This window comes from Vibrio sp. 10N.261.51.F11, assembly GCF_041471665.1.
Classification (GTDB): Bacteria; Pseudomonadota; Gammaproteobacteria; order Enterobacterales; family Vibrionaceae; genus Vibrio; species Vibrio crassostreae_C.
The window spans coordinates 166987-190031 of the sequence record NZ_JBFROW010000033.1; the positions used below are offsets into that span (position 1 = coordinate 166987).

The following is a 23045-nucleotide window of genomic DNA, read 5'->3' on the forward strand; positions in this document are numbered from 1 at the left end:
TCTGAAAACGAGACATAAAAAAGCCTGCGATAAAATGCAGGCTTTTTAGTCTGTTCAGTAGAGAGCACATTTAACGTGCGATTACGTGCGCTCAGCTAGGTACGCTTCGTAGTCTGGGATCTCGATGATTACTTCTTCTTCAAGCAGTGAAGAGTTAAACAAGAAATTAGCGGTAGCGCGGTTAGTGGCCACAGGAATGTTCCAAACACTTGCGATACGAAGCAGTGCTTTTACGTCTGGGTCATGTGGTACAGCATTAAGTGGATCCCAGAAGAAAATCAGCATATCGATCTTGCCTTCAGAGATAAGCGCGCCAAGTTGTTGGTCACCGCCCATAGGGCCGCTGATCATGCTCTTGATTGCTAAGTCTGTCTCTTTACTTAGTAAAGAACCAGTCGTGCCCGTTGCGTAAAGGAAGTGCTTTTGTAGTTTTTCTTTGTTCTCTTTGACCCATCTTAGTAGCTCAGGTTTGAAGTGGTCATGAGCGACCAAAGCGATATGCTTATGTGTTGGCATAGTACGCGTCGTTTTTTGCATGAATGTTCCCTAAATTGTTGTTTCGTTTTTATTGTTTTGAGTTCTTCAGCCAATATAGCACTAAGGATTCACACTGAATACCGGACGAAACTCAGAAGGTGACAATGAGTCGGCGATAATTTGATCTTTGAGAGTTGCAGGTGTCAGCGCTTCGATAATCGGTGCGCTGTGTTGCTCGTAAGGTTGACCGCGTAAGTAACTCGTGGCTTGTTTTACCGACAAGCGACCTTGCTCAACCATTTTATCGGTTGGCGCAAAAAGTACCTTGTTACGAAGTAAACCACGGTAGGTTCCGTGACTTAAGTAACTCGAAATTAACCCAATCTCTTCGGTTTTATCGGCCGCTCGTAGCTCACTGATCGCTGCTTCAATCGCGACGGCACTTCCGACTATATATTGGATATCCGGCTCCTCGATCACCTGTTGTACTAGGTTTCTTTGCAGTTCTTTATCGTTATCTGCCCAACAGCTGATCGCGATTTTGATATCACTCGACTTGATCGCATCATAAAACCCCAGTGCTACAGGCTTAGTGCCGCCACTCGCTTGCGGGCCAAGTAACAGGGCGATAGGTGTTTCGCCTGATCCTTTCGGGTGTCGTTTCGACAAAAAATCTCCGACTTGGTATCCCATTTGGTACCAATCGACACCGACCGTACCTTTTAATACCTTCTGTTGTTCTTCATTGACGGTTAACTCATTTACCGTAGCAAACACAGGCGTCGAGCCAACCCAATCGCTGAGATTGTCATGATACGCATCGGGTGAAACCGTACCTAAAATAATGGCATCGGCTCCCCATTGCGTGCAAAGCACCAGTTGCGAGGCTTGTTTGGCCACGTTGGGGTAACCGCCAGCTTCCAATACTCTTAGCTCAACTTGCTGCTTTTCTGCTTCAGAGATCATTCCATAGTTCACAGACAACCAGTATGAGTCTTTGAGGTGCGGATAAATGGCACAGATTTTCTCTTTTTGTGATGTGGCATTGGCGGGTTTTATTGGGCTCAAAGGCTCACTAGCACCTGCGACAGTAGTCACTGAGGCCAGTAGTGAGAGAAGAATTATTGAAGCGAAAGGTCTAGATAGCATGAATTGCCGTTTTATTGGTTTTAGATAAGAAACACTGCAAAATATAGCGTATTCTGCATGGGTAAAGAAGAACGTTTTAAGGTTTAGAGTTTATGTTGTTAGCTTCAGCGAGTATTGGACGCAAGCTGCTGGCCTCATTCTTAGTGATGGCACTGTTGGTTCTATTGTCTGCATTGATCGGTGTTTCTGGTTTTAGCTTTGTAGCCAAAACGGAAAGAAACGTCGTTGATTCGGCGCTTCCTGCCATGATCGAAGCTCGTCAGGTTTCTGAGTTGAGTAACCGTATTATTTCGTCAGTACAAACACTTTCTAATGCGAGAAACGAGGCCGAAAGAAAAGAGGCTGGCACCGTACTGTTTGACCAACTTGAGTCGCTTCTTCAACATATCAAAGAGCTTGGTGTCGACAGTTTCGATTCTCAGCTCCTCAATAAACTCGAAAACAATGTTCAAAGCGTTATTAACACACTGGCTGACTTGGGTGTGTCGGTTGAGCGTAAGCTTTGGTTAAGCAAAGAGTTGTCGTCTCGTGTCGAAGAGATGCGCCTATTGGCCGAAGAGCTAGAGCAGTTGACGCGAACCCAAGTTTTGAACACGGCTACCATTGCGGTTGCTAACGTCACGCATATCTATGACCTGCTAGAAACCAAAGAAACGGATAAAGCCTACCAAGCCTTAGATGCGCTTGTAGAGGTTGACCTTGATTTGTCTGAGCGCCTACACGAATTGCATTTGCTGGCGTTCAAAATGCTTAACCAAATTGAAGAAACGCAAACCGTTACCAACGTAGAGCGTATTCATCAAATCCAATCAGAATTTGAATCCAACCTAAGAATCATGGCGCGCCGCGTTAAAGCGGTCGAAGATCCTACTCGTTCAGCGCAGATGTCTCAGCTTCTAGAAGAGCTCAGAAAACGCCAAGTCGTGTTCGATATTTCATTAGAACAATATGAGAACACCAAAAAGTCAGAGTTTCTGATGCAAAATACGTTGGAGCTGTTCTCTCAGCTGAATACAACGGTTAACCAACTGGTTGATGATTCAAACCGCAGTACCAAAAAAGCGGTTGATGAGCTGACCAGCACGTTGAATTTGGCTCAATGGTCACTGTCTGTGATTTCGGTTATTGGTTTGGTTATCGTTGCATTTATCGTGTGGCGAGTGGTGTATATCTCGGTTGTTAAACGTCTTACTGAATACTCATCGGCCTTGATGTCTATCGCACAAGGTCGCCTGAATATTGATATCTCGGTAAAGGGTAATGATGAGCTGGCTCATATGGGCGAGGCGATCATCACTGCCAGAAACACCGCGCAGGCGCTACAAGTGGTTGCGGTGGGTGAAGCAAAGGCGAAACGCGAACTTGAAGAGCACAAAGAACACTTAGAAGAGTTGGTCACAGACCGAACCTACCAGCTGCAAAAGACCAATGAGAAGCTGAACATCGAGGTAGGGAACCACGCTAAGGCTCGTAACGCCGCAGAACAAGCAAGCCGCGCAAAATCCGCTTTCCTTGCGACGATGAGTCATGAAATACGAACGCCGATGAACGGTGTATTAGGTACTGCAAGATTGCTCAAAGATACCGGGTTAGACCCGCTGCAATCCGGCTATGCAGACATCATTAACCGCAGCGGTAAGAACCTACTCGCGATTTTGAATGACGTGTTGGATTACTCAAAGATTGAAGCAGGGCATTTAGAAATCCGCACTGCTTCGTTTGATCTTCATCAGATGGTTCAAGATACCTACCAATTGATGGAAGGGCGTGCCGCTGAGAAGAAGCTGAACTTTGATTTCCATATTGAAAGTGATGTGCAACGCTATTGGCGTGGTGACGTAACGCGAATCAGCCAAATCTTGAATAATTTGGTCGGTAACGCGATTAAGTTTACGGAAAGTGGCTCGGTCGATATCTTTATCAGCTTAGATATCGAAGATGAAAATCGAGTGATGTTTGAAGTGTCAGATACAGGTGTCGGTATTGATGCTAGCGAACAAGCTTGTCTGTTTGATGCCTTTACCCAAACCGATAGCGGTCGCAACAAAACCGGCGGCACAGGGCTTGGATTAGCGATCAGTAAAAGCATCATGTTGGCAATGAACGGGGATATTGGCGTTCATTCTGAAGAAGGCGAGGGTAGCCAGTTTTGGTTCTCACTGCCACTTGAAGCCGGTGAGAAGATAGAAACGAAAGTACCGGTCATTGAAGCGTGTATTCGAGCTAAAGTACTTCTGATTGAAGATAACCCCGTAAACTGCATCGTTGCTGAAGGCTTCTTGCATAACTTGGGGCACGAGGTTGTGATTGCGACAACCGGACAAGAAGCGAGAGCCATATTCAGTGAGCAAGAGTTCGATATTGCGCTGGTGGACATTAACTTACCCGACTGCGATGGCGTCGAGTTAATTCAACAACTCAAAGACGATGCGCTTCAGCATAAAAGTGAAGAAGACGTAATTCGAAAAGTACCCCCAATGATCGCAGTATCGGCTCATGTGTTTAACGAAGAAGTGGAAAGCTATTTGTCGTCTGGCTTTGATGGATTCTTACCTAAGCCGTTAGAGAAGGAAGCATTATCGGAATTGATTGTTGAGCAGTTGGACGGTCACACGCTGTTGCTGCCTCAGCCGGATCCGTCAGATGCTGTTTGCTGTCAGCTAAACTCTAAACCTCAGGAAACCGAGCTAGACTTATCAGCATTGGCATTTGCAAGCTCGACACAACGAGCAAACCAAGACGCGGAACATAATCAAGGAGAACCGATTGTGCAGATGATTAACCCTAAGATTATCAAAGACGACTTGGCCATTCTCGGTCGAGAAAAAATAGTGCAGATTGTTGGGTTGTTTGACCAAAGCAGCCAAGTCACTCTCGATGAACTGATTGTGGCAAGTGCCGCTGACAACGCTCGTGAAATTAAGTCTTTAGCTCATAAACTGAAAGGGTCTGCCGGCAGCCTAGGATTATCTGCACTGTTTGCTTTATGCCAGAGCATTGAAGCGAGCGAGGATCCATTACTTCAATATCGCGATAATGCAGACTCATTACCTGAATTGGTGAAAGACTCGTTAGCAGCGCTCCGAGAGCAACTATAGAGTGGCTATTGGGCGGAAAGCCCCAAAATAAGAACAGAAAACAAAAAGCAGGCTATTTCTCCGTTTTAATATGAAGAAGTGACCTGCTTTTTTATTGTCGAATAAGAATCTAAGTAAGGCTTTCAAGGAACGGCTCTAAGCCATCTTGATATGTCCAGCAGCTTTGATCTTAACGTGAACCATATTGCCTTGTAGGTAGCTTAATGGAATCTCGCTGCGTTCAATGATCGCGACATTATCGCTGCATGCGCCAGCTTCAATCGCCAGTTGCTTTGATTGCGCTTCCAAGCCCTTTAAGGTCTCTTCACGTGATGCTGGGTCAATCGGTACGATCTTATCGAATTGACCTGATATTTCACCCAACGCAACACCAATCGCATTAGCCACTTCAAAGTGCTCAGGACGAACCACTTGGCTCACACCTTCAAAATGATCTGGGAATAGGGCACTACCACCACCAACCATGATTACGGGTACACTCGCTGCAGAGGTCTTCATCTTATCGATGCCTTCTTCAACATCCGTGACCATTTGTTGATAAACCTTGTTTGCTTGTTCGGCTGAAACACCAATCTCATCACTCAGTTGATGTTCTGCCTGCCACTGCATTTGTCCTGTTTTGAGTGCAATATCGGTGAGCGTAAGTTCATCACCACCAAAGCTACGCGCCGTTTGCGTCAAGGTATGGCCAACACTTTCTGGGCCTAGCTCTATACGCTGCTGTTCAAAGCGAACCTTGGTACCACCACCAATGGCTAACGCCAAAATATCAGGCATACGGAAGTTGGTTCTCACTTCACCGATTTCTACTGCTAAGCTCGATTCTCTTGGGTAGCCGTGAGTCAGTACGCCGATATCAGACGTAGTGCCGCCCACATCGACCACAATCGCGTCTTTTAACTTAGTTAAGTGACTCGCTCCACGAATCGAGTTTGTTGGCCCACAAGCCACGGTAAGAATCGGGTACATCAATGCGAACTGCTGTGACATCAGTGTTCCGTCGTTCTGACCGAAATAAGGCGTGGTGTGGATTTCATGATTGATGAGTGCACTGCAAAAGCCGTCAACGAATCGTTTTGCTGTCCCTTGCAGAGCCGCATTGAGGATAGTGGCGTTCTCACGCTCTAAAAGCCCTAAACTGCCGACTTTATGGGATAACGATAGGTTCACGCCCGGAAGTTCTTGTTGAATCCACTCTGCTGCTTGAAGCTCCTGGTCGCCGTTGACGGGAGAGAACACTCCGCAGATAGCAATGGAATCCACTTGGCCTTTCATTTTCTGGCAAAGCTCGCGGATCTCAGACTCTTGAATGTCGGCAATCAACTGGCCGTCATATTCATAGCCGCCGTGTGCTTGGTAGAAGTGCTGACCAAGCAGGTTTTGCCACGCTTCACTCCAACCACAAAGGGGTGGGACGCTATCACCACTGGGAAGCGCTAAGCGAATCATGCCGACTCTGTCTAAACCTTTTCGTTCAACGATTGCGTTGGTGCATTGAGTCGTGCCAAGCATCGCGTGTTTCACTTGCTGACCATCAATGTTTGCTTGGTTTAATAGCGCAGAAATCGCGTTGTCGATCCCTGTTGAAACATCATGTGTGGTTGCGGTTTTTACTTTGGCAATCACATTTAAGTCTGCGTCGAGCAGCACACCGTCGGTATTGGTGCCACCTACGTCAATGCCCAAACGGCAGTAATCAAGCGTAATGTTTGTCATGCGACTACCTCTTCAATGCAGACTTTAGTTGTTCAATGGTTTGATACTCGACGGTGTAGCCAAAGTAACCCGGGCCCGCGACTTCAATACCTTTGTCAGTGCGCCATTTGGGGTCGCAAGGGTAGGCGATAAGGTCGATGCGCTGCCCGTAACGAAGTTGTTCGGTTGTGATTGGCTTGCCGGTTTCATGATCCAAGATCGAAATAAGATCCGGTGTTGATGCCAGCAGGTTATCTTGGCTCATGTCTGCGCGGCTTGTACCTTTGTGCGCGAGAAGTAATTCGTTTTGGAACTGCACAAACACGTTATCGACGCCGGTATCTTCAAACTGAGCCAGCTTTTCAATCACGACACCACCTGTTGCAAAACCACCATCGGTTTCACGTTGAATATCAACAATCTTGCCACTGATGATGGTATGGCCGCCGACAATGTCTAATACGGCCTGTGTGCCACTTTTATTGTTGTCGTTCGCCAGTCTAATCGCTTCACCAATCTTCATTGCTTGGGTCAGTGTTGCAGGCAGTGCGCTGCGTTTTAGGTTCTTACCGTTCATTGGGTAATCGCACATTGCTGCAGAGCCGCCCATCTGCTCGGTAATTGGCCTCGCAAACTTTTCAGACCAAATACCGTCAATCGGATAAAGCGTGACGATATTGCCACGCTCATCGGCCAATGTGTTCGGTGCCGAAGGGAGACCATCAAGAAAGAAGGTCACCATCTGAGCTTCTGGGAACGCACGTCCCATCGCATCACAATCGATCACAGGAATGTTCTTTTGTGCTGCAACGAGAATTGGAATCAATGAATTGAAGCCGCCTACTTCGATAGGAAACGTTGCCGCCACTTCAGTGCCGAGCGCTTTTTCCATCGCTTCGAAAGCAATCAACATTTGATCTTTCGAATTGAGTTTCTCTACTGCGACTGTTGGTGCGCCAATCATTGAAGAGGGCACTGTCATCCAATCGTCTTGCACGTCTTCTAAAGGAATCATGCGTACAGGGTGCTTTGCCGTTGCAATGGCTACTTTCGCCATCAAGGCACCGCTGTATGGGTCACCGCCGCCGCCAGTACCTAATACCGTCGCACCCAGCGCGATATCATCAATCATTTGTTCAGTAATAATCACAACTACTATTCCTTATCACTTGAAGGAGAAAGCTTCATTAGGGCGAGGTAAATCACACCAGCGGCAAGAATGCCGTCTAACGCCGAGATGCTGGTGAACGAAAACAGGTTGAAAAACTCTGGTGCAGTACAAGCGCTGAATGCAGTACCAAATGCCCAAGAAGCCAAGCCTTTAAACATCCAAGCTGGAACTTGTTGGATGTTCTCAAAGCTCATTTTTGTCGAATCTAAAACATAATATTGAACGATGTAGACACCCGCAGCAGGCGCAATGGTTACGCTGAGTAGCATTAAGAAGTCGGTAAACTTGTTCACCATGCCGAGTTGAGCGATACCAATGCCGACGATGGTCATGATCACAACCAGAACAGGGCGCGGAATCTTAGGTAGAACCATCGACATGCATAAGCCGCCAGAGGTTAGGTTGCTACTGTTGGTGGTCCATTGTGCGAATACCAGTACTATAATGGCCGCCATGCCTAAACCTAGGGTGAAGAAGACTTCGACTAGGTCGTCGGTGCCTGTCATTTTGGTCAAGATCAATGCGATAAGAATGATGGCACTGTTGCCGACGAGGAAACCGATACCCGCTCCTAAAATCGCATCACGGCGTGTTTTGGCGTAGCGAGCAATATCAGGTGCAGCAACCGCAGCTAGAATCCAGATAGACATAACAAAAGAGATGGCTTGGCCAAGCGTCAAAGGATCTTCAATCGATGGCGCTGCGCCACCTTGATAATCAGCAGCCATAAACAAACCGATGGTAATCAACGTCACCATCAATGGAACAGAATAGGTACTGAGTTTGCCTAAAGCACGAACGCCATAGATAGCCGTCATCATCATTAACACACTGCCGCCAATAAGAGCGGTGAGGTGTGAAATTATGATGTCGTATTTCGCCAGTGCATCGACCATGATGAAAGCGAAGAAATCAGCCTGGAATGCGAACCAGCCGACTAATGAGATGCCGTTGATGAAGCCAAGAATTTTACCGCCGTTACGGCCAAATACCGCGCTGCTCACCAGCGGGGTAGACACGCCAGCTTGAAAGCCAATGTTGGCACACAGCATCGCGATGATCGCCAATAAGCCTGAACCAATAAACGTGGCAAGCAGTGCGTCTTCAAAACCAATACCGCTGCTTAGAATCGAGCCGAGAAACAGTCCCGAAATGTCGATGCCGATTGCCAACCAAATAAGGCTGATGACCCACCAAGATCGTTTGGCCTTCTCGGGAACGGGTTCCAACTCGAAGTCATCTATCTTTTTGTGGCTGTGTGTTGCTTCGGGTTTATTCACGTAAGCTTCTGCCGCCATAGTGCCATCCATGCATTGTTATTCCATAAGTGTGAATAAAGCATACTGATGTATTTATTGTTAATAAATGAATATAATCAGATGTAAACATAACAAAAAACAAATGTGAGTGGCAAAGTGAATCCAAACAATAAGTTAGATAAAAGAGACCTACGTAGATTAGAGCTTTTTTGTGAAATTGTTGAACAAGGAGGCATCAATCAGGCGGTCGCAAGCACTGGGATTAGTCAACCAGTGCTGAGTAATCAGCTTATTGCCTTGGAAAAAAGCTTAGAATTAACATTATGCCAACGTGGTCGACGTGGTTTTAAGCTGACTCATGAAGGTGAGCAAGTGTATAAATATGCGAACCAACTAAAATCGACCTTAACCGACTTCGCTTATAAGTTACGAGGTGTACAGACGGAACTCTCTGGGCATGTGCGAATTGGATGTTTGGATAACACCGTCACTTTGCCTTATAACCCACTTCCCAAAGCGATCGAGACGTTTTATCAACGCAGTAACAGTGTAGAGGTGAGTGTTGATGTCGGCGATTTCACCCAGTTGAATGAGAAGCTAGCAAAGAACCAGATTGATATGATGATAGTGGTTCTAGGGTCACATCAAAAATCAGCGTTTCAACATAAATACCCACTGTTTGAAGAGCACAGTTATCTGTATGCGCGCAAAGATCTGGCCGAGAAGATCATGGACAGGGGTTTCTCATTGAATGGCTGTCGTATCAACATGGGCGGCTATGCCAAAGATGAGATGTTCCGATTACTGAATATTGAGCAGTACGATTCCGTAAAGCCTTTTGATGGCTGGCATGTCGAGTCGGGTGTAATTTTAACCTTGGCGGGCACACACCTGAGTTTTTTACCGTCTCATTTAATCGACCGTGGCCATTATGACCAAGCCTTGATTCCGCTTCAGCCCGAGAAGTGGAGCCTTAAGAGTCAGTTTTATGTGGTGTTGAAGCAACCTGTAGATTCCCTTTCCCCCGCCGCGCGTGCGTTTTTTGATGAGCTACACCAACCGGAAGCATCGGATTCAATATAGAGAACTCGTCGCTTCTCAATAGCACTTAAGATACTTTCTCATATACAAAAAATCCTCTGCCAAGACAGAGGATTTTTGCTTTTATGCTTTATGAGTGAAAACTAACGGTTCTCGAAGCGGTTGTAATCCAACAATCCGAACTCGATCGGTTGGTCTTGTTGATACCAACGATGCACGCGATCACTGAATGGCCAGAACTCGCTAGAACTGCGTCGTACCGCAAACTTATCCAGCAGCGCCACGTAGTCTTCTTCTGTGCTTAAGTTTTGCAGCGTTTTAACCAGAGTAGGAATCTCGCTCTCGGTTAATGATAGGTAAGCCGCAGGGTAGCTACCGACAACGCCTCTTACGAGGGTTAGGTCATCATTGGCGTAATCACGGTTACCTTCTTCATTAAACAAGCTAGAAATGTTGCTGTGCGCGTTATTGTGAATCATGGTGAACAGTTGCTCTTCGCCGTTTTCGCCTTCAATCATGATCATCACTAATTGAGGCACATGACGCAGGCCTTCGCCCTTTATCAAATTCACTTGGTTAAGCAGTGCTTCATTCTTCCTACCAAAACCTGTTTCAACAATCTCAAAGCGATTATCGAGAACAGGTGCGAGCTTATCTTTGATCATATCAAGCAGTTCGTGTTTCGGATCCGCCGTTTTGTAAACCACGCTGGTCGGCTGATCAAAAGGTGCAATGTTTCGCTGCAAATAGTCACTCAGTTGTGCGCTTTGGTTCTGGTACCAACTAGAGTGTTCAATGTGACGAACGTCTTTAGGAAGAAGGCTTAAGAAGTTACTCTCACCTTCAAGACGCAAGAAGTCCATGAACATGCGTGTAATCAGCTGGTGGCCAAAGTTGCCGTAAACATCGAAGCCTGCAACGAGAAGATAATGAATACGCTCTAGAAGAGCATAATCAAGAATCCACGCAGTCTTAGGTTGCGTGCCAACTAACCCTTGTACAACAGAGGCGCTATCGAAGTGCCTAAAGACGGTGAGAGCAGCATTCGGGTTGATGCCATCGCCATCCCAAATGATGCCAGTGTCTAGGTGGACGCCACTCTCGAACCATTGGTTAGTGAAGTCTGATTTCGCGTTTAGGTATTGCGCTTGTTGCTTTGCGTATCTTACCCAGTTGGTCACAGGTACGGTGTTACTTTTTAGTTCGCTAGGTAACTTTAAATTTTTCTTTTGACTTGCGTAGAAGGCGTTGATTTCCGGAACATCGGCTTTCTCTGGGTCGATGAAGAAAACCCAAAAACGGTCGTTAATTACGTTCAAGGCAAGTTGACCACGACACACAGGTCCTTTGATATAGGCCATGATGGTGTTTTGCGCGTTATCTAACATGAAGTTGAAGCGCGAGTTTACTGGCAGTGCTTCAAACGAAGTCATTGGGTTAGCTGAAACATCGATGTCGTAACTAGGTAGTTGTTTTACTTCGTAATTTACGTCGACAAACCAGGTATTCCACTTTTGTAGACGCTCTTTATTAAGTGCGAAAGGCATGTGCGTTTTGTCGACGATAGTGCCTTGTTCTGGAATCAGACGGTAGTAAACACGGTCTACTTTTGGATCGTCATAAGGGCGACGAGTCGTGATGCGCTGTACCGCTTCACCTGGTGGTGTTGCAGAGCGAACAACAGTGAAGAAGCGTGTTGGCTGAGCTAAATCAGAAAAATAGACATGAGATAAAAACAGGTGCTCGTAGATGTAACGTGCTGAAAGTTGACTCTTATTGTCACTCTTGTTTAAAAAGCTTTCGTAGACATTAACGAGCTCTTGTTCTGCATCAGTCAATGGAATGTGGTCGTTCATTAACGCGCCATTTTCCAACCAACTCATTAAAGTCGCGTATTCGGTTTTGTCTAAGTTTGGCATCCCATAAGGCATTCCCCAAGTTGGGTAATCTCTCTCGTATTGAGCGTATTCTTCAATGGTTGGGCACTGTTGGTCGCGATCGATTGAAAAGTCGAAACCTTCAAGCTGGGTTTGATCGGGCAGAGGGTGATTCTCTTTCTGGATCAACATACGAGAAACAAGACCAGCATCGAGGTTAGCCGTTGAGTTTTGCATGCGCTCATTGAGGACAGGATGAAAATCCGCATCGCGCCACTCTTGCGTGGTTAAAGCATCTTCAAACAAGCGAGTAGGGGCTGATGCCGTTAAGCGGGTGCCTTGATAAACGAGTGCCTTGCTCGCGCCTCGGTCTATACCTTCCACTGAAGACATTTTGAGTTGGCAAGGGGCATCATAACAAGCGTGGCAAACCACGCATCGGTTATCAATGATGGGCTTTATTTCGTCAATGAAGTGCTGTGCTTGAGCCGAAAGAATAGGTGCTTGGCGATCGCGTACTTGTTGTTCACCAAACAGTTCGTCGAAGTTTAAACCCGCGTAGACGGCACAACCTGAGAAGACGCTAACAAAAGCTAAAATGAAGAGTTTTTTTAAATTCATACGTATTTAAATATTAGGCATTTTCTATAATTATATCGAAAATGATTGAAAATGCTCATGTTCTAACAATTTTGTAGACAAGATCTTGATGGGGCGAGTGACTTGTCGATGCGCGTTACTCGCTTGTGATCAGAAATTGGAGTTTAGACTTAGCTAGATTTAAGTCCCAAGAGCTAAAAGCTAGCAGTTAAGAGTTAAGAGTTAAGAGTTAAGAGTTAAGAGCTAAGACTCATTGATTGACGTAACAAACAGAGAAGGGGACAGACAATCGCTCAAACTCTTTGATCCAGCGCCACTGGTTGTCTTGAAGTTTATCGCCAGGGCCTTTGACTTCAATCCAATGAAACTCATCGCCCTTGAACGCAATCAAATCCGGCATCCCAGTACTAAATAGCTTTAAGTCACTCAATATCACTTTGAAGAGGTCTACAACCAAGGCATTTGGAATTGAAGCCATGCCGTGTTCGATGAGTGCTTTAGGAAAATAATTCCAATGAACAAAGGGGTTCGCGATACCTTGCTTTTCATCGTAAGTATCAAGAAAATGGTTCAGCCCATGTTTGGATATCGTTTGAAACACGGCTTCAATCTGTTCGGCTCGCTTGTCTACGAAATCTGAATGGTACAGATCCAATGGTCGATGTTGGTAACGATTGATAAAGGCGCCTTCAACGTCTGCGAAAATGACATCCCAGAAAGCCAAACCAAACAAGCCACACAGAAAACTGTTTTCTGAAAAGTAGACGTCCCAACCTTGGTTCTCAAAATGCTGCTTTACCGCAAGCTCGACTCGAGTTTGGCTGAGGTCTAATTCCAGTTTTAACTCTTTGCAGCTCGGCTTTATGGTTCGTGAAACTTTGTGCCCCTGTTTCCGTAGCAGCCGGTCTTCAAGCTTAATAGCGATTTCCAACTCTGACACATCCGATGGAGTAGCTTTCATTTGCGTGACAATGTCACACATTAAGTCTAGCGTACCTTGCTTATCATAGATGCGTGCAAGTCGTTCTCTGCTCGGAGGAAGTGTAGATTGTCTGAACCAAAAGATAGCTTGGTCGTTTAGATTAAGCCTTTCAAGATCGCGAGCAATATCATTGATCAAACGCGATCGTTTTCTGGCAATACTTCTGTGTTCTGATTCTTCAGGAATCGCATTTAAAAGCAGTTCCAGAAACTCGCCATCTTTGCGGTCACCTTCTGAATACAAGCGTTGAATATCGCGCATCTGGATTAATTGATTGAGCTGATCCCTAGAGGTGAAGAAGCGGTGTTGCTTGCTTAATGGGTAGTTCTCAAAGGTGTTTAGCCCAAGGTCGCTTAACACGAACTGACTTAAGTCTTGATAGGTGTTGGCAAAGAACAGCAACAGTAATACATCAATCACTTGAGATTCGATGACGTAAATACAGTCGAAAGAGAGGTTTTGAAATTGATCAAAAGGTTGCTGATCAAGCCGTAACAACAGCTCGTCTTTCTTGGCATTTCTATGGCTCTTAAGGGCGGGGAATACACTCAACAGCTCTGGTTTGGTGAGCAAGTGAAACCCGAGCTCGACCTCACTAATGGCGAGGTCATGCTGTTCTTCGGGATGACTCAACCCAATGAAGCCTGAGCTGTTTAGCTCTTGCAGTACGGTCTTTAGATCTGGGATCTCAACATAGTTGAGTTTATCGCTGCGAAACCAACGGCCTTTACGAGAAAGCAAACGAACCATTAGGCATTGGCTTGAAACAGAAAGACGTTTGTATGCGGACAACCAACGACATTCATCATCACTCAGAAGATCGGGGTAGAGCGTTTGAGCGTGTTCAACCAGTCGATTGAAGTTGTCGAGATAATAAGTGGGGGAGAGCTGAAGAGTGGTTTCGGTCGTCAATGGAGAAGTCGCTTGATACAAAAAGAGCCTAACCCTAAGGTTAAGCTCTTCAGTAACAAATTCAATCTTTTCTGTTGATTAAGCTTGTGATGCTTTTAGTTCAGCAACTTTAGCTTCAGAGATTGGTTTAGTGATGATTGCTAGAACAATACACACTGCCATCATAACTGCAGAGATTGTGTAAGCTAGGCCGTAACCTTCGCCGTTTGACATTGAGAAGCCAACAACTGCTGCACCGATAGCGCCGCCGATACCCCATGCAGTGTAAAGCACGCCGTAGTTAGTACCGTAGTTTTTCAGGCCGTAGAACTCAGCAGTTAGTGTTGGGAATACTGCTAGAAGCGTACCGTAACCAACCGCTGCGATAGCCGTACCAATGATTAGCGTGAATTCAGAGTTGAACGTAGCGAATAGAGCCATGTTCGCGCCTTGAAGGATGAACGCTAGAAGTAGAGTACGTACGCCACCGATTTTATCTGCAAGCATACCCGCAGCAACACGGCCGCCTGAGTTGAATACTGCAAGGATAGACGCTAGGTAAACTGCGTTTGGCAGGTTAGCTTGAACGCTAGCAATTGTAGTGATGTTACCGATGATCATTAGACCAACAGATGCAGCGAATGCGTACATGATCCATAGAGAGTAGAACTGAGGAGTCTTCAGCATTACTTTCCAAGTTAGGTCTTCAGTCTTCTTAACCGCTTTAGGAGCTTGGCCTGCTTTTACTTTAGGCTCAGCTGGCGTGTAATCCGTTGGTGGGTTGTTGATTGTTGCTGCTAGAGGTACTGCGATTGCAAGTACACCAACACCAAGAATCATAAAGCTAGTTTGGATACCCATGCTGTCGATTAGCGCAGAAGTTACTGGTGCTAGGTAAATAGCCGCAAGACCGAAGCCTGCTGCGATAAGACCGTTAACCATACCTTTCTTAGAAGAGTGGAACCACTTCATTGCTGATGGAGACAGACATGCGTAACCGAAGCCGATACCTGCACCTGTTATAATACCGAACGTGATGTTCAGCATCATAGGCGTTGTAGCGAAACCAGAAGCAATCATACCTAGGCCTGTAAGCGCTGTACCTAGGATAAGGATCTTACGTGGACCCATACGGTCTTGTAGGATGCCCGCAACAAGAAGACAAACAGAGAATGTGATAGTTGCAATAGCGTAAGGTGAAGATGCTTCAGCAGCACTCCAACCAGCTTCAGTTACTAGCGCTTTGTTAAATACACTCCAAGCATACAGGATGCCAAGACAAAGGTTGATACAGAAGCCTGCTAGCAGGATACGTGTTGCTTTATCAATCTTGCTCATTTTTATTCTCAGTTTTGTCATCGGTTAGTGGAGAGCCACTTAACTAAAGACGGGTTATTGTGATTGTTTCTTCAAAATTAGTTTGCGTTTATCAACAGATAGCGCAAAAGAGCGCGGATTATAACCAATTAAAATGTGATTGGAATCTCTTTTTCCATTTTTGGTAAATTAAATTCAATTTGTTAATAAGTTGTTTTTTATTGGTTTTTGAAATGTTTTTAACACCTCTCTATTTTGTTCTTTTTCGCTCTGTCTTCTTATTATTTCAGGGATTTTGAGGTGATGGTTTTTGAATAGACGCGTATTGCGTGCGGATATCACAGAGTTACAAATAATTTTAATTAATTTCCAAGGTTAAATTTGTGTAACAAAATAAATCGTAACAGCGCTTTGTTCATATGAGACAAGGAGTAACGGAGTTTTATTAAAAACAGAATGTTAAGCAATTGTTAAGGGTGATTTTTGTTAGTACTTTTGCTTGCATTTTGTTCGATTGGAGGGGTTGTGTTGTCCGTAAAAAGTGGGAAAATAGTATGCAAACTGAGATTCCAAATTTGAAAGGATGCGTTTCCAACTTATGGTGAGGCGAGTATTATGAAACTGTTTTTAATTTTATTGATGTCAATTTCTGGTGGTGTAGCGGCAGCTGACCATATTCACTCTTTCCTATTCGGCTTCTATGTTGCGGCTCTAGCAGTTGGTAGTTGCTACTGGCTTGCATTTCGCAGTACGCGTTTCCCACAGTTGGCATTAGTGCTATTGATGTGTGGCTTTTTTGCGAAAATTGCAGTGACTGTTATCGGTGTTTCTTGGGGTATCTCGAACGATATCATTCAATCGCCGTTCATTTTCTCATTGTCATACCTGTTCTTCTTAGTGGTTGTGTCTTACGTTTGGTTTGCATACCGCGATAAATTGACGCTAAAACAACGCGCTAAGAAGGTAGAAGAGTCTCGCAAGCAAGCGGCAGCATAATTCGATTTGATTCTTAAAAAGCCTTCTTCGGAAGGCTTTTTTGATCCTGCCTACCTGAACTCTATTATTTGGTTATGACGGCAGATAAAAGAAACCCCAGTATGGTGACATACTGGGGTTACTTGTTATGTATCTATTATCTAGCAGTTACCATCTACCAAAGACTACTCTGAAGGTGTGTTATTTCTTCATCATCTTAGCGAGATCGGCGAACGGGTTGTGTGTCGCTGACTGATGATCATCTAAACTCGCTTTTGCATCCACACCATAACGCTCATGGTCAGTGTATTTTGAATGCTCATGATCGTGACAGTACAGGCACAGTAGCTCCCAGTTGCTGCCATCTTCAGGGTTGTTTGTATGGTCGTGATCCACGTGGTGAACGGTAAGCTCTCGGAGGTTTGAGTAAACAAATTCGCGCGCACATTTACCACAAACCCAAGGGTACAGTTTTAGTGCTTTTTCGCGGTAGCCTTTCTCTTGGCGAGCATACGCTGCACTCGAACCTGTGAAATCAGAAGACATTGCCAAATCCTTATCAATTGTAATATCCCGATTTTATCACAGCTTTCTTGAAGCTGTCGGTATGTCGTTCGTAAAATCATTGCTAAATGATGCAGTGGACTTATCGATATTAGATTGAAGTTTGAATACAGACTTACCTTCTACACACTAACGCTTAAGCGGGTTATGTCTTTCTGGAATAAGCCATGCTTAACAGTTTGAAAATAAATCGTATTCAGGGGTTTTAACCGCAGGCATGTGACCTAATATCAGTTTGTGAGACCCTATATTAATAAGGAAATATCATGTCAGAACAATACACTCCGCCAAAAGTTTGGGTTAACGATACTGCTGGTGGTAACAAGTGGGCAAACATCAATAGTCCTGAATCTGGAGCTCGCTTTGATAAAGAGCTTCCTGTTGGTGACCATGCTTTTCAATTGTATTCTCTTGGCACACCTAACGGTCAAAAAGTCACTATCTTGCTGGAAGAGTTGTTAGCGGCGGGTGTTAAAGAAGCTGAATATGATGCGTACTTGATCAACATCGGTGAGGCTGATCAGTTCTCTTCTGGCTTTGTTGGCGTGAATCCAAACTCCAAAATACCAGCACTTGTCGACAAGTCTGGTGACGAAGACGTGAATGTATTCGAATCGGCATCTATCTTGATGCATCTAGCAGAAAAATTTGGTCACTTCTTACCAAAAGAAGGGGCAGCAAGAACGCAAACCATTAACTGGTTGTTCTGGGCACAAGGCTCGGCACCATTCCTAGGCGGTGGTTTCGGCCACTTCTACGCTTACGCGGATGAAAAGCAAGAGTACCCAATTAACCGCTTCGCAATGGAAGCTAAGCGTCAACTAGATGTGTTAGACAAACAGCTCGCAAATAACACATTTGTGGCGGGTGACGAGTTAAGCATCGCTGATATCGCGATTTGGCCTTGGTATGGCAACCTTGTGCTAGGCAAAATTTACGATGCGGCCGAGTTTCTACAAGTTGAGTCATACACCAACGTTGTGCGCTGGGCGAAGCAACTAGAAGCGCGCGAAGGCTTCCAACGCGGCCGAGTGGTTAACCGTTCATTTGGCGAAGAGTGGGAGCAAGTACCAGAGCGCCACTCTGCAGAAGACATTGACCGAGTTTTAAAGCTTAAGCCTTAGTTCTTTTTTGAACGTGTTTTTGGCAGATATACCCTATCGGTCTTAATGTTAATGGCTAATTGAAACGCCATATCTCAATCGAGATATGGCGTTTTTCCGTTTTAAGGTAGGGAGAGGTTTTGTAATTGGAATGAGAGTCTCAATTATCATTTTGTTTTTCTTATTCAATCGCTTATGAGTAATGGTCTTTGTGGTTAAGACAAAAAACAATAGTCATCGAGGTGGAGTAAATCTATAAGATAACGGTCCACTTTAAATTACGACTAACTTCGCTCAATGAAAAAAAACTTAATTGCGTTGGCTATCATATCCACGGCTCTTTTAGGGTGTAATCACGACTCACTAAGCTATAGTGGTGGCCCTGATACGGCTCCTCCAACAGATATTGTACCACCAACGGACATTCTTCCTCCGACAGATATTGTTCCACCAACGGATATTCTTCCGCCGACTGACATTATTCCACCAATAGATATTATTCCCCCAACAACTTACATCGGTTCACTGTTGTCGAGCGGGGCGTTTGTTTCTGGAGATGTGTACTGTGACGGCATTCATCTTGAAAACGGAACGTTCAGTGTAAAACAAGGCGTGAGTTTTAGTTGTACCTTGGGTCACCTTACTTTAGGTGATTTCACGGCTCCTTTCCCCGAAGTCACAGAAAGCACGATTTCAAATGACACGCTTCATGCGGCATTTGAGTTGACAGAATTACATGGAGACAACGTTACTAAGGTACTCGAATCAATTGATGTTTGTGAGACTGAAAGTGCTATCTGTTTAAAAGAACTGGATGCTTTTGATATTGAGGATGTGTTCTCGCAGCTTGATGATCAAGATGCTGTCGATGCGTACTTTTCTTCGAAAGAAGAAGAATCTACAGATGAAGTAGGTAAGGCTCCTAGTTCACACGTAGACACAACTGTTGTTCCTGCGGTTGACCCTAATGCGGACAATAACCTTAACGCTGGTTTTGTTTCTGCAGACGCGGAGTCTACCTATGCTTATAAGCCAAGTGTTGAAGGCAAGGTGTTAACTCGCAGTAAGCTTACAGATGCTAATGGTACGCCGATTTCTGGGATCAGTTTCTTTTCGGCTAACGCAACGGGCGTGACGGATGAAGAGGGAATCTTTGAGTACCTGTGGGGCGACAGAATCGTTTTTGGTATTGATACGTTTGAGTTTGGCTCCATTACGGGTAATCAGATTGCTTATAAATTGTCTGATGTGACCAATAATGTGGTTGAGAAAGCGAATATCCAGTCATTACTAGAGCGCTACGCGGTTGATCATGTAAGTTATTATGAGATATCTGAAGAAGTCCAAGATACCTTTTCAAAGTACCCTAACGTTATAAATGAGTTGATCAACCTAACTCTGCCAAATGGGGGGCTGATAGAGGGTACAGACTTCGAACTTCCTAATGAGTTTGTTGGTCAGTTTAGCCAAGGGTTAACGTCAGTCATTGATGAGCAGCTGCGCCAAACGCCTCAGTTTATGGATTATGTTCGTCAACCTGCCGTTTTATCTATGGATTCTGGTCAGTATGTTACAGAGTCTCTGCAGCAAATCTTCCACAACGTCACCACATTCCATGTCTTCAATGACAATGGTAGCTTTTACGGTGCGACTGGGTATACCCGTGGTATGCGAGCTCTAAACATATCGAACAGAGCATTCCCTGTGGTGATGCCAAGAACTGATAAAAACCGTGAGCTTTACTTTGGTGAGCAACAGGCTTGGACTCGTGAAGGTAAGCCTTACATCGCACAACACCCAAGCATCTCGATGCCTCCGATTCCTTTAGTCTCTGAAGACAACGCGACTTATGGTTTCCCATTCGTTACTGCAGGCGAGATAGGCAAAGGCAAGGTCGTGTTCATGGGTAATGGCTTATATCCAAGTATTCTGTCATGCCCAGAGAATTATTGGGCTAATCGCACATTACATATCGACAGCAACAAACAACAGTGCACTGTTTCGACGTTTGAAAACTTACTGCATGATGACCAAGGCAGCATGAGGCTGTTTTTCTCGAACTTGTTTGAGTGGTTCAATAATGGTTTGCCTATTGCTGGGATGAATACAGTCACCAATATTGACCAAGCTTATTCGGCTTATCACCACTCCACAATGGGTAAGCAGTACACGTTTTTTGTTAGTCCTCAGTATGGTTTTGCATCAGTAGAAAAGCGTGGTTCAGGTGACTTTGATGGTTTGAATGCGAGCACTACGCCGATTTTGATCCTTCAGGCATACCCACCTAAGTTGGTTCAAGATGGCATGACTAACCAGTTTGTCGCTGACTTGGATAACCCGAATTTAAGCCAAGACGATATTACGGCTCTTATTAACTATGTTAATGACGGTGGCAATATCTTGTTTATGGATGCGATTCAAACGACTAACCCTGAACCTATAGGGCGCTTGGCAGATGCCGTAGGTGTATCTCTTGGCGGTGAAAACGTTACGCCGACAAACCAAGCTTTCTGCAGTAGCTCTTATTACTGCCAAGCACCGTATCCAAATCTTCACGTGAAGAGCCAAAAGGAAATGGTAGTTCTTGAGCGTTTTCAAGATAACCAAGGGGAGCCTCCATTCACGGTAAATCAAGATGGTACGGTTGAGTGGATTGAAGATGAATCCAAAATCAAATTTGAAATCCCGACTTATGAGGTTACTAAGTTAGACGCTGAAGGGAAGCCAGTGCTTGATGCGTCTGGTGTAACCGTAATGGAGACAAAATCCGCACGTATCTTTGTTGAATCGGCAGAAGAGCGTGAAGCGGCGATCAAAGAACTGCAATCTGCATTTGATGGAACTGATCTTTGTACAAACGATTATGAATACGAATTTAACTGTATTGAGACTCGTTCTGGAGACGGAATTACAGTTCGTGGTGCTTATCATCGTGCAGATTTTGATCGCTATGAAGTGAGTGAAGCTGTTGTTGGTAGTATGGTTAAAGCGGCGAACTTAGGCGGTAACTTTACGGCGCTTTATGAGCATGAGATTTACTATCGCACGAAAGGTACTCAAGGCAAGCGTCTGTCTAACAGCGAATTGAATCAAACTTTCGACAACTTATCTGTTTGGATGTGGAACGACAACGCTTACCGCTTTGAAAGCGAGATCCAAGATGAGTTAGGCTTTAAGCAAGCTGTTCAATTCTTAAATTGTTATACAGACGGCCAACATCAAACAGATACAGAAGAAGCACAATGTCCTGTTGATCTTAAAGCTTCTTTGGTAGCCAATAACATGATCTATGGTGAAGGCGATTTAGTGGGGCAGTTAAACCCTAGTTATCCGTTGAACTATATGGAAAAGCCACTGACTCGTATCATGTTGGGACGCTCTTTCTGGGATCATAATATTGTTGTCGACACGACAATGTATCCTGGTCGAACTTCGGGAGCATCTTCGTCAAGTACGGTAATGGTTCAGACCAACGGTAAAGCGGTGACGTATTCGGCAGGAAACAATCAATCGACAGGTCTGTGGGCTCCTCAATTACAAGAAGTAACCATTGAAGACGGAGTGGCAGCTACGATTACCGTGATGATGGCGGATGATCTTACAGGTAAGCCGAATCACGAAACGAGCTTGAAACGTCCTCCACGTATGCAAACCAGCTACGATTACAATGGTTCGAGCTTAAATTTCAAAGCCCCTTATGGCGGCCTGATTTATATTCAACCGAAAGTAAAAGAGCTTGGTGAAGTTTCGTTTAGCATTAATGGCGCGTTAAAAGCGGCTTGGTGGAAAGAGGGGGAGTGGATTAACTCTATTCAATCGGCAGAGGCTCCAATTGCAGAAATCGATACGGGTTCATTTATTTACACTACACCAATCAGGAATCTAGAATCCGCTGATTTGAACCAATTCGCAACTGATATGAATCGATTCGCCGAAGCGGCAAGTGACTTCTACGGGCGTGATGAGAAACAAAGCACGGGTTTACATCGTAGGTTCACTTACCCAGAACTGAAGGCGTTCCGCCATCGTTTTGTGAATGACGTGCAGATTTCGATTGGTGCTGCTCACTCTGGTTACCCAGTGATGAATTCAAGCTTTAACGCAAATCGGACATACATTCCAACCAACCCAGTGAACGACTGGTTGTTGTGGCATGAGGTGGGTCATAACTTAGCATCAGCTCCTTTCCTAGCGGCTGGTAGTACAGAAGTGACCAATAACCTTCTTGCGTTGTATATGCAGGAGTTAGAGGGGCGCAATGCAAACCCTGAAATGGATCGTATTAAATCGGATATTAAGAAAGCACCTAAATGGCTAGAGCTTAATAATGAACATGCGTGGTCACATGGTGATGCAGGTTTACGATTAGTTATGTTTGGTCAGCTAAAAATCTGGGCAAAATCGAACTTTGCAATTGATGATTGGTATACACGCGGCGCAAGCCAATCTGATGTGTATGGTGAAGATGAAGGCTGGAACATGTTCAAACTTATGCACCGTAAAGCTCGAGGTGATAGAGAAGGCGACTCGAATACGAACTATTGTAGTGCTAGCGAGACTGGGCTTTCTGGTGGAGACCTAATGATGGTGTGCGCTTCTTATGTTTCAAACTATGACTTAAGTGACTTCTTTGAAGTTTGGAACGTGGGCGAAACGTCCATGACTAATGCTGATGGCACGAAGTCTTATAGTGGCGGAATTAGCTCTAAAGGTCTTAGTGCGGTTGAACAATTAAAACTAGAGAAACCAAACAACAGTCCTTTGAATGTTGATTCAATTTACTAACGCTAATTATTGCTAAAGCATTTTATAGCTTAAAAACAAACGCCACACTGAAACTACGTGT

The 23045-nt window shown here is 44.9% G+C and carries 14 protein-coding genes; 5 read left to right on the top strand and 9 right to left on the bottom strand.

Annotated features, from left to right (window positions below; genetic code table 11):
- Positions 1-81: 81 nt before the first annotated feature.
- Positions 82-537 (bottom strand): methylglyoxal synthase, encoded by a 456-nt coding sequence (locus AB4351_RS11440; protein WP_017060888.1) that lies wholly within the window; start codon positions 535-537, stop codon positions 82-84.
- A 60-nt stretch (positions 538-597) separates the two neighbouring features.
- On the bottom strand, positions 598-1626 hold the full coding sequence (torT, locus tag AB4351_RS11445; RefSeq protein ID WP_372126031.1) for a TMAO reductase system periplasmic protein TorT: 1029 nt from the start codon (positions 1624-1626) through the stop codon (positions 598-600).
- A 92-nt stretch (positions 1627-1718) separates the two neighbouring features.
- On the opposite strand from torT, the gene torS reads away from it, so the two are divergent.
- The gene (torS, locus tag AB4351_RS11450; protein ID WP_372126033.1) at positions 1719-4724 is read left to right on the top strand and encodes a TMAO reductase system sensor histidine kinase/response regulator TorS; all 3006 of its coding nucleotides are present in this window, start codon (positions 1719-1721) and stop codon (positions 4722-4724) included.
- Positions 4725-4859: 135 nt separating this feature from the next.
- Here torS and AB4351_RS11455 read toward each other — a convergent pair whose 3' ends face one another.
- Genes AB4351_RS11455 through AB4351_RS11465 form a run of 3 tightly spaced genes read right to left on the bottom strand, consistent with a single transcriptional unit; the run spans position 4860 to position 8900 of the window.
- Positions 4860-6440 carry a hydantoinase/oxoprolinase N-terminal domain-containing protein gene (locus tag AB4351_RS11455; protein WP_372126034.1) on the bottom strand — a complete coding sequence of 527 codons (1581 nt, stop codon included), beginning with the start codon at positions 6438-6440 and terminating at the stop codon, positions 4860-4862.
- Between the two features lie 4 nt (positions 6441-6444).
- Positions 6445-7569, bottom strand: coding sequence for a DUF917 domain-containing protein (locus AB4351_RS11460; protein ID WP_229647755.1), 1125 nt, complete (start codon positions 7567-7569; stop codon positions 6445-6447).
- Between the two features lie 5 nt (positions 7570-7574).
- Complete coding sequence (locus AB4351_RS11465) at positions 7575-8900, bottom strand: cytosine permease (protein ID WP_017064775.1); 1326 nt, start codon at positions 8898-8900, stop codon at positions 7575-7577.
- Positions 8901-8993: 93 nt separating this feature from the next.
- On the opposite strand from AB4351_RS11465, the gene AB4351_RS11470 reads away from it, so the two are divergent.
- Positions 8994-9932, top strand: a complete 939-nt coding sequence (locus AB4351_RS11470; protein WP_372103235.1) for a LysR family transcriptional regulator — start codon at positions 8994-8996, stop codon at positions 9930-9932.
- A gap of 101 nt (positions 9933-10033) precedes the next feature.
- Here AB4351_RS11470 and AB4351_RS11475 read toward each other — a convergent pair whose 3' ends face one another.
- From AB4351_RS11475 to AB4351_RS11485, 3 genes are all read right to left on the bottom strand, one after another.
- On the bottom strand, positions 10034-12388 hold the full coding sequence (locus AB4351_RS11475; RefSeq protein ID WP_372123144.1) for a fatty acid cis/trans isomerase: 2355 nt from the start codon (positions 12386-12388) through the stop codon (positions 10034-10036).
- A gap of 229 nt (positions 12389-12617) precedes the next feature.
- Entirely contained in the window at positions 12618-14282 is a 1665-nt protein-coding gene (locus AB4351_RS11480; RefSeq protein ID WP_372126037.1) for a VRR-NUC domain-containing protein, read from the bottom strand.
- A 57-nt stretch (positions 14283-14339) separates the two neighbouring features.
- Entirely contained in the window at positions 14340-15578 is a 1239-nt protein-coding gene (locus AB4351_RS11485; protein WP_372126039.1) for an OFA family MFS transporter, read from the bottom strand.
- A gap of 594 nt (positions 15579-16172) precedes the next feature.
- Between AB4351_RS11485 and AB4351_RS11490 the strand changes: the two genes are divergently transcribed.
- On the top strand, positions 16173-16553 hold the full coding sequence (locus AB4351_RS11490) for a hypothetical protein (protein WP_017064770.1): 381 nt from the start codon (positions 16173-16175) through the stop codon (positions 16551-16553).
- A 180-nt stretch (positions 16554-16733) separates the two neighbouring features.
- Here AB4351_RS11490 and AB4351_RS11495 read toward each other — a convergent pair whose 3' ends face one another.
- A complete protein-coding gene (locus AB4351_RS11495) occupies positions 16734-17078 on the bottom strand; it encodes a YajD family HNH nuclease (protein ID WP_017060876.1) in 345 nt (114 codons plus the stop codon).
- Between the two features lie 284 nt (positions 17079-17362).
- Between AB4351_RS11495 and yghU the strand changes: the two genes are divergently transcribed.
- Both yghU and AB4351_RS11505 read left to right on the top strand, forming a co-directional pair.
- Positions 17363-18220 carry a glutathione-dependent disulfide-bond oxidoreductase gene (gene yghU, locus AB4351_RS11500; protein ID WP_017064768.1) on the top strand — a complete coding sequence of 286 codons (858 nt, stop codon included), beginning with the start codon at positions 17363-17365 and terminating at the stop codon, positions 18218-18220.
- Between the two features lie 276 nt (positions 18221-18496).
- Positions 18497-22984: an SslE/AcfD family lipoprotein zinc metalloprotease gene (locus AB4351_RS11505; RefSeq protein ID WP_372126041.1), complete on the top strand. Its 4488-nt coding sequence runs from the start codon at positions 18497-18499 to the stop codon at positions 22982-22984.
- The last annotated feature ends 61 nt before the right edge of the window (positions 22985-23045 follow it).

Bases quoted from the DNA above. Each gene is read 5' to 3' on its own strand.
- AB4351_RS11505 (WP_372126041.1), top strand. From the start codon at position 18,497: ATGAAAAAAAACTTAATTGCGTTGGCTATCATATCCACGGCTCTTTTA.
- AB4351_RS11475 (WP_372123144.1), bottom strand. From the start codon at position 12,388: ATGAATTTAAAAAAACTCTTCATTTTAGCTTTTGTTAGCGTCTTCTCA.
- AB4351_RS11455 (WP_372126034.1), bottom strand. From the start codon at position 6,440: ATGACAAACATTACGCTTGATTACTGCCGTTTGGGCATTGACGTAGGT.
- AB4351_RS11490 (WP_017064770.1), top strand. From the start codon at position 16,173: ATGAAACTGTTTTTAATTTTATTGATGTCAATTTCTGGTGGTGTAGCG.
- AB4351_RS11440 (WP_017060888.1), bottom strand. From the start codon at position 537: ATGCAAAAAACGACGCGTACTATGCCAACACATAAGCATATCGCTTTG.
- AB4351_RS11495 (WP_017060876.1), bottom strand. From the start codon at position 17,078: ATGTCTTCTGATTTCACAGGTTCGAGTGCAGCGTATGCTCGCCAAGAG.
- AB4351_RS11465 (WP_017064775.1), bottom strand. From the start codon at position 8,900: ATGGATGGCACTATGGCGGCAGAAGCTTACGTGAATAAACCCGAAGCA.
- torS (WP_372126033.1), top strand. From the start codon at position 1,719: ATGTTGTTAGCTTCAGCGAGTATTGGACGCAAGCTGCTGGCCTCATTC.
- torT (WP_372126031.1), bottom strand. From the start codon at position 1,626: ATGCTATCTAGACCTTTCGCTTCAATAATTCTTCTCTCACTACTGGCC.
- yghU (WP_017064768.1), top strand. From the start codon at position 17,363: ATGTCAGAACAATACACTCCGCCAAAAGTTTGGGTTAACGATACTGCT.
- AB4351_RS11485 (WP_372126039.1), bottom strand. From the start codon at position 15,578: ATGAGCAAGATTGATAAAGCAACACGTATCCTGCTAGCAGGCTTCTGT.